This is a genomic window from Segatella copri, from assembly GCF_002224675.1.
In the GTDB taxonomy this organism is placed as follows: domain Bacteria; phylum Bacteroidota; class Bacteroidia; order Bacteroidales; family Bacteroidaceae; genus Prevotella; species Prevotella copri_U.
In genome coordinates this window covers 1-1928 of the sequence record NZ_NMPZ01000060.1, presented here as the reverse complement: position 1 = coordinate 1928, position 1928 = coordinate 1, and the positions used below count along the sequence as shown (strand labels likewise).

Below are 1928 nucleotides of genomic sequence, written 5' to 3'. Positions count from 1 at the left end.
TGCCATGTCCGCTTGTGCAGAAAGGTTTGTCTGGCTTTTGAGGTTCGATACCATTCCACGATGGTATCACCAAAGTTCAGCAAGAACCTTCCTGTCGTGTCCTTGTCCTTCAACACAGCCTTCAGCATTTCCACGGTGATGATGCCGTTGGTGGAAAGAAGTGAGTTGTATTTATCCTTGACCTCAGCAAGGAAACTTGCCAATCGTCCGTTGTCCCTTGCGTTCCGTACCTCTCCCTTCTTGGCGTTCCACTCCTGTGGTGTACAGGATATGCCTGTGGAAATGGCTGCACTTTTGCCGTCAACGGTGATGCGGCACAGTATGTTGGCTGTTCCGTCTGCCTTTACCTTCTGTCTGTTGATGTAAGGCAAAATTGAAAATGTACTTCTGCTCATAGTTGCTGTCCTTATAATATAATAATGTAGTTGAAACTGTAAAAAGAAAAGTTGAAAGCCTTGTTCATAATGCGAGAATAAAGTCCTTCTCGGTTGCAGCGATGAACTTGTCCATGTCCTCAAACAGCTTCTTTTGGGTTACTCTCGCATACCGCTGCGTCATCTTCACATCCTTGTGACCGAGCATCTTGCAGATGGTCTCCATCGGCACACCAGCCTCCAGCGTAATGAGGCTGGCGAACGAGTGCCGTCCCGAATGGTAGGAATAGGTCTTGCTCGTTTCCGCCAACTTGCAGATGGTGATGAGGTCGATACGAACACGATTCGTGCTCAGCAATGGGAAAAGGGTATCCCTTGCCCCGTCCTCGTATTTCGCCATCAGCTCCAACGCCTCGGGCAGGAGTTTCACCCTGGCAAGTGTTCCGGTCTTCTTGCGGTTATAGATGAGCCATTTGTCGCCATCCTCCAACACCTTGACATTGGCTTTCGTGATGGAAACGGTGTCTATGAAGGCTGTTCCTGCATAGCAGGCGAAAAGAAACAGGTCATGGCTAACGGATAGTCTCGGCTTGTCTTCGGGTAGTTCCGCATCACGGATTTTTATGAAATCAGACATGCTGAGAGCCTTGGGTGTCGTAACCCTTGGAGTGCCAACCCGATAATGGGCGAACAGCAGGTTCTTGCACAAGCCTCGCTCAAAGGCGATGCGGCACATCTTCTTGAAGAGCGACACATAAATGGTGATGGTTCCTGATGAAAAGCCTTTCTCGTCAAGCAGGTAATGGTGAAAGTCACTGATGAAAGGCTCGGTCAGCTGTCCGAAAGCCAAATCAGTCAACCTATACTTCTCCCCGATGAACTCAGCGAGATTCTTGCGAATCTTTCTGTAAGTCCAGACACTGCTCTTCGACATATCGATGCCCTCATGGGTGCTGAGTTCACTGATATGCTCGTCCACGAAGGAGAGAAGGGTGGTCTGTGTCTTGACGCTGCCCTGCAAGGCCTCCTTGACATCCTTAGCCTCGAAGTCCGTTCTCTTTTCCACAAGCACATCGAAAGCCTTTTGGATGGAAAGCAACAACTGCTCGATGTCCTTGTTGGTTTCCACGGCTTCCTTGCTCTTGCCCTCCAATCGGCTGGCACGAGGATTCCAAAGCGATGGAGTGCAAGACAACTTGCAGGAGAACTGCGCCATAGTCCTGTTCACCGTGATGCGTCCCATGATGGGAGCTTTTCCATTCTTGTCCATTCCGCTCTTTTTTAGGTAGAGCAACACCTTGAATTTTTCGATTTTCATAACGCTTACATTTTGAGTGTGCAAATATAATCATTTTGTAAGCGTTCCTTGATACGCAAAACATTGAGAATCAGCGCAATAAAATCCGTTGATGCACAAAGTTGCCTTTCCGCATTGTTACCTGCTTTGCATAGGTAACTGTGGCTCACGATTTAGTAACTGAACTACTTCAATATTCCTCACTCGCTTGCTTTATGCCGATTTGGCAACTTTGTGCAAATCTGCTCATTCCCAAC

General features: G+C 48.2%; 2 protein-coding genes. Both read right to left on the bottom strand.

What is annotated here, in order from left to right; translation table 11 throughout:
* Positions 1-395 (bottom strand): Arm DNA-binding domain-containing protein (locus CFT61_RS16250; protein ID WP_254919018.1); only part of this gene is annotated, 395 nt, incomplete at its 3' end.
* 64 nt (positions 396-459) lie between these two features.
* Positions 460-1692: a site-specific integrase gene (locus tag CFT61_RS16245; RefSeq protein WP_089545429.1), complete on the bottom strand. Its 1233-nt coding sequence runs from the start codon at positions 1690-1692 to the stop codon at positions 460-462.
* Positions 1693-1928: the final 236 nt, after the last annotated feature.